The sequence below is a fragment of the Collinsella sp. OF02-10 genome (genome assembly GCF_003463445.1).
Taxonomy (GTDB): Bacteria; Actinomycetota; Coriobacteriia; order Coriobacteriales; family Coriobacteriaceae; genus Collinsella.
Window position 1 is genome coordinate 1 of sequence record NZ_QSCW01000032.1, and the last position, 5665, is coordinate 5665.

Consider the following 5665-nt stretch of genomic DNA (forward strand, 5'->3'; position numbering starts at 1 on the left):
ACGGAGAGCATTTCCCAGTTGACAAAACTATAGGAACACCCCCCAAGAATACCGACTTCAAATAAACTTTCAAACTAGATGTCAAAAAGGTAGGGGACCCAGAGAGTCCCCTACAACTCAGAATTCTAACGAATCAATATTACTTTCGATGGACCCAAAGCGGTCAAACCGGAGATGCGGTTTCCATAACCATCACTATGCCAGAACAAATTTTCGCTCGGCGAATTGCCCCAGAAAAAGCCAATGTGGCTATCGTCGGCATATGGGTTGTAAGGATTGAAGAACACAATGTCCCCCTTACGAGCCAAGCCACTGCGCAACAACTCATCAATAGAGTTGAAATAAGTCACGTTCGCGCACGTATCGATAGCGTAGCCGTACCAACGATAAGCGTTAACGCAGCCGCCCCTTCCGGGACCTCCACTCCAAGGGGAATGGCTCTGCTCGGCGGCAATGGGAGCTAAATTACCGCCCGCTTTCATATACGCATGCGATACAAATCCGCCGCAGTTCATACCGGTATACCCATCCCAACGAGGATCACCCTTTGGATACATGCATGTTTCTTGGCTAAGATGCGTATCGTAGGGTGTTCCACGGTAATAGCCATCGTTTTCGTGGCTCATAAGCCAATTGACCAGGCTGGACCTATTAACCCCCAAAACAGAACCAGACGTATTCAACCATGCACCACTTGCATTGAAGTAGTAGTCGACGCCATCGATTTTCAGCCACCCGTTAGCAAACATAGCGCCCGAAGGCTGAAGCCAGTACCACGTGCCGCGGTCATTGAGCCATCCGGTCTTCATCTTGTAGGTGGAAGGATCCATCCAATACCACGCACCGTTAACATATTGCCAACCAGACTTAAGGACACCATTGGAAGATGCGTAATACCAAGTATTGCCGCTTTCGTCAGAAGCGTCTTTCGACATAATCCAACCAGATGCTACATTGACGGCACCGTTTGCATCCGCATAGAAAACCGCGTCTCCAATATGAATCACACCTGGCAATGAAGACGAGTCAGCACGATCAGCGACTACGGGAGATCCATCAGATGAAGTAGGCAACGGCTCGCTCAGTGCTCCAGACGATTTCGCCCATGCCATACCGTCGCTCAAGTTAATCCAGCACGAAGATGCCATCGCACCGGAATCATAAGAAAAATAGCGCGTGTTTCCTACCGCGAATTCACCAGTACACATTGCGCCGGATACATCATCAAGGTAATACCAGGCGCTTCCGAACTTTATCCATCGTCCTCGTTGAATAGCTCCATTTGATGCGGCGTAATACCAAGTACCATCAACAAGTGCCCAGCCTGTTGCCATGGCGCCTGAACTCGTAAGGAAATAGGTGGACGACTCCACTTGCATAAAGCCCGTGAGCATAATATGGCTTCCTGGATCCAGGTAATACCAAGAATTCCCTAGAAGTAACCAGCCTCCATGCAGTAAGCCGTTGGAGTCAGCGTAATACCAGTTGTTGTCAATAAGAGCCCACTGGGAGGAGAGCATGGCCCCTGAGCTGTTAAAGCTATAAGAAGTGCCATTACATTCTTTCAACCCGGTGGCCATAGAACCGTCTGCAGGATCAAGCCAGTACCAACGACCCCCATCCGAGAGCCAGCCTTTCACCATGGCACCAGAGCCGGAGAAATAATGCCAGACGGAAGCATCAAGGTGCCATCCGATAAGCATTGCGCCAGAAGAGGAGAATCCATACGTGGCTTCCCCGATCTGCAGCATTGTATCGTGGACCATCTTGCCCTCATCATCCAGCCAATACCAGTTGCTGCCGTCTGAAAGCCAGCCTTTTACCATGGCGCCAGAACCGGAGAAATAACGCCAAGCAGAAGTGGGGCCTGTAGAATCTAGGTACCAGCCGACACGCATTGCACCCGAAGAGGAGAATCCATAAGATGCACCCCCGACTTGAACCAATCCATCCTGAGCCATTCGACCTTCGTCGTCGAACCAGTACCAGCTACCGTTTATGTGTCTCCAAGAAGAAACAGCGATTGTTCCGTCGGACAAGCCCCAACGCCAATAACCAGCCCCTTCTTCGGGTGATATCCACCCCTGATGCCAAACAATTTGATTCGAAACCTCAGAAGGGGTCTCATTATCAACCTGAGAGTTCTGCTCGACAGCGAAGGTCGATTCGCGCTGAGCATCAACGCCTGACTCGACAGAAGCAATAGCAACGTTAGATGCGGGACCTTCGTCAGTGTTATTCGAATCAAGGGCGTATAACATCGAGGGCGAACCCAAAAGGAGTCCCAAAGAAACAAGGCCCGAAAAGACCAACACCCCGAATGAGCATTTCTTCATAGCAGCACGGTATCCAATCACGCAGCGACCCCGTCACCTCAGGGCAACGGGGCCTCAATCAAAACTAGCTCAATAATGCGTTAGCCAATTTGTTGGCAGTTCTTGCACTCTCGTAAAGCACCGCGCTTCCGGGCCTCCTGGATAGAGATCTGCGAATAGCCCTTTGCGTCCTTGCCAACGGTACGACACTTATGCGTATGGTAAACATCGCTACCGCTCTTATACCAAACTAAACCGTAGTCCGGAATCCACTTGCCGTCCTCGCCGACATAGTAGGAGCCAACCCAGGCATTCGTAGCCATGGCGCCGGAAGACTGGAGGTAGTAGTCGCCGACCCAGGCGTCGTGGGCCATAGCGCCGGAACCGCTAAAGTAGTACCAGGCGCCGCCGACCTGACGCCAGCCGGTGGCCATCGCACCGGAATCGTCGAACCAGTACCAAGAGCCACCCAGGCTGCGCCAGCCGTTAGCGACCATGGCGCCCGAGCCGTCGAGATAGAACCACGCACCGCCGATGTTGAGCCAGCCAGTGGCCATCGCGCCGGAGGCGTTGGCGTAGTACCAGGTGCCCGAATCGTTGATCCAGCCAGTTAGCATGACACCGTACTCATTGAAATAGTACCAAGTTCCACCGATATTATGCCAACCGGTCAACAGCTCGCCGCTGGAAGTCGCATAGAGCCACTTTCCATAGATGGAGTCATAAATCCAGCCACTATGCTGCATGCGGCCATCAGCATTGGCGCCAGGGGTGTTCAGGAAGTAGTTTTTGCCATCAATCTGAACTCGGCCGTATGCCATATCGTGGTTTTCGGGATAGAAGTAGTACCAATCCCCGCCGATAAGCTGCCAGTTCGACACCGCGGTCCCGTCAGCGCCAAAATAGTACCAAACGGCTTCGTAATCGTTATACCACTGGTTCGTGACCATGACGCCAGTCTCGGGATCGAAATAGCGAAGGTTGCCGTCCTCGCACCGAACGAGTCCGGTCTGCATCGAGCCATCGTTGTCGAAATAATACGTTCCAGCAGGACGAGAAACAGAGAAACCTGTCAAATTGCGAGACTCGCTATGATCAATATATTGAAGACCAACGAGAGAATCAATATCAGCAAATGAGGGCGCCGGGGCAACCGTCATGCAGGCGGCGGCAAATACAGCAACTCCCAGCGCTGTTAGTCCTCGCCATCTTTCTCGAAGGTTATTCATACGACATCCTTTCTCCGAGATTTAAGGCTCTCTTAAGTTATTCTCAGACTATCAATTTAGTTTTTCAACAGGGAATCGATAAAAGGTATCTTTGTGACTGCAATTTGATGAGAGCCGCCACGTCCTTGCCGTCCCGTGCATTGTCGACAGCAACGTCTTATGGCACAAACCGGATATCCTTTTCGGCGCAAATCGTTTGAGCAGGCGGCACGCGGAAGGAGTGTGTAGAGCGGTTTTCTGCTGGCTGCCAGCCACGGCATCCTTTCGGAAACCTAATTGCCGCCGAAATTAAAGTCCCCGGCGCGGACTCACCTTATCTCCCCGACGCGGGCTCGATATCCTCTCGGATATCTAATCGTCTTGGACTTTTACCTGCCCAAGCACAGTACAACTTTTACGTGCCGCCACACGGAGCAAGGCTCGGGGATTATTCTCTAAAAACCATGCTTTCAAAGCAACTTAGGCACAAACGTAGTCAAACAAAATACCTTTCAGGTCTTTCTTGAAGATAAGCAGTAGATTAAAGTATCCGACAAGAAATCCCGCATTACATTCAACCCGCAGAAAAAACAGAGCACTAATACTCCGCCATGCCTTCGGACTCATATAAAAACCTCATATGATCGACATCGAATCTAAGTGATAGCACATCTATAGATTTGCGTACATCAGAACACAGGCAAACGAATTTAAAAAACGAATCAGTTAATTCGCTTTCAAACTCTTTGTCGCATATACGTTTTCCAAGCTCAATAGCTTGGCTCAATTTAGTAGCGACAAAGTGGTTGGAAATTAAACCAAGCATGTTATTAGCCTTCTCAAGGCTATCAAGAACAGGCAAAACGTATTGTATTGCGAAATCTAATGTGACGGTATCATCCTCAATATAATTCGGAAGTCGATACGCTAAATCACATGTATTTATATAATATTTGATCCATGACTCTTTCATTTTTGGAAACCGAGAGATATGGATTAACCGACTTTCAGCAGAGGTATCGCCCAATCTATTAGAAGTTGGAATTAAAATAGTATTTGACCTTTGCTTTCGCCAAGACGAATTATCGAAATTCAATCGAACACGAATATACTCTTGCAACCAGACAAAATAGCACGCTCCATCATCCGCTAAAGAACATCTAATTAAAAGAAAAGGTATTGCAAACATTTCAGCGTATAAAAGCGTCTTCGTATCAATGGAAAATGGAATTTCAGGTTTATCTTCGAGTGGCTTGTTTGTTCCCTTCACCTGAATTGCCATTAATTCACCAGTAGCGAATCCGTTTTCAAAGCGCTCAAAAATTTTATCGATTCCAAAATCACGTTCTGTTAAGTCTCGAACAACCCAGTTTTCAGAAGGCATAAGGGAGGTGACGAAAGAGCATGCCTCTGTATCAATTATGTGGCTATTTGGACGTTTCGGAGGATATGCCATAAAAATCAGCTCCATCAGCCTTAGCGCAAGAGCACCTAATAACGACAAAATAAAGATAACAACCAACATAATTAGACTGCATGTCAGTTGATATCGAATAAGCGGTTAAGGACACAATAACCAATAAAACAATAGCACTCACTGTGTCCAGGGGCATGGACCATCTCCTCCATCCTTCCTGCTCGAGCACGTCAGAGTAACCACCCGGTGAAACCATTGGCCGAGAGCTGCGCCCCCAGTCCCCGGGAAGCGGCCCTCTTGATTAAACTGCTCAGTATTTCGTGCTCACGGGCTCAATTCCCGGTGACCACTTGAGTCACTTCATAGTAGAGAGCAACGACAATGTCGACGCTGCAGGTCTTAAGAATACATTCGCAATAGATGTTCCGGCTGTTCACGCCACTGCAGTGAAGCTGACCGGCCTCGGCTTCTATGATCGAATTAAGCACCTGATCGGAGAGCCTGCGGATAAGCACCAGCTGTCGATCGTCCCGTCGCTGAGGTGGGGCTCAGCGAACATGTCGGGCGCGGCGTCCGCTAAGATCTACATTGCGGTCCTCATCCTTCTCAAGAACCTTCCTTGTGGTTATTTCAGATTCTAGTGCGAAAGCCGTTTTGCGTCAGGCAGACGTCATCACCCCCCATTACAGTCTGAAATAGGCCATCGATAAATTTCGATGGCGAGC

3 protein-coding genes are annotated in these 5665 nt (G+C 49.2%); all 3 read right to left on the reverse strand.

Features of this window, described 5'->3' with window-relative positions; translation table 11 throughout:
• Nucleotides 1-125 precede the first annotated feature (125 nt).
• Nucleotides 126-2336, reverse strand: a complete 2211-nt coding sequence (locus DXA43_RS09875; RefSeq protein WP_117807056.1) for an N-acetylmuramoyl-L-alanine amidase family protein — start codon at nucleotides 2334-2336, stop codon at nucleotides 126-128.
• A gap of 80 nt (nucleotides 2337-2416) precedes the next feature.
• Entirely contained in the window at nucleotides 2417-3544 is a 1128-nt protein-coding gene (locus tag DXA43_RS09880) for a hypothetical protein (RefSeq protein WP_117807057.1), read from the reverse strand.
• A gap of 577 nt (nucleotides 3545-4121) precedes the next feature.
• Nucleotides 4122-5048, reverse strand: a complete 927-nt coding sequence (locus DXA43_RS09885; protein ID WP_117807058.1) for a DUF4365 domain-containing protein — start codon at nucleotides 5046-5048, stop codon at nucleotides 4122-4124.
• Nucleotides 5049-5665: the final 617 nt, after the last annotated feature.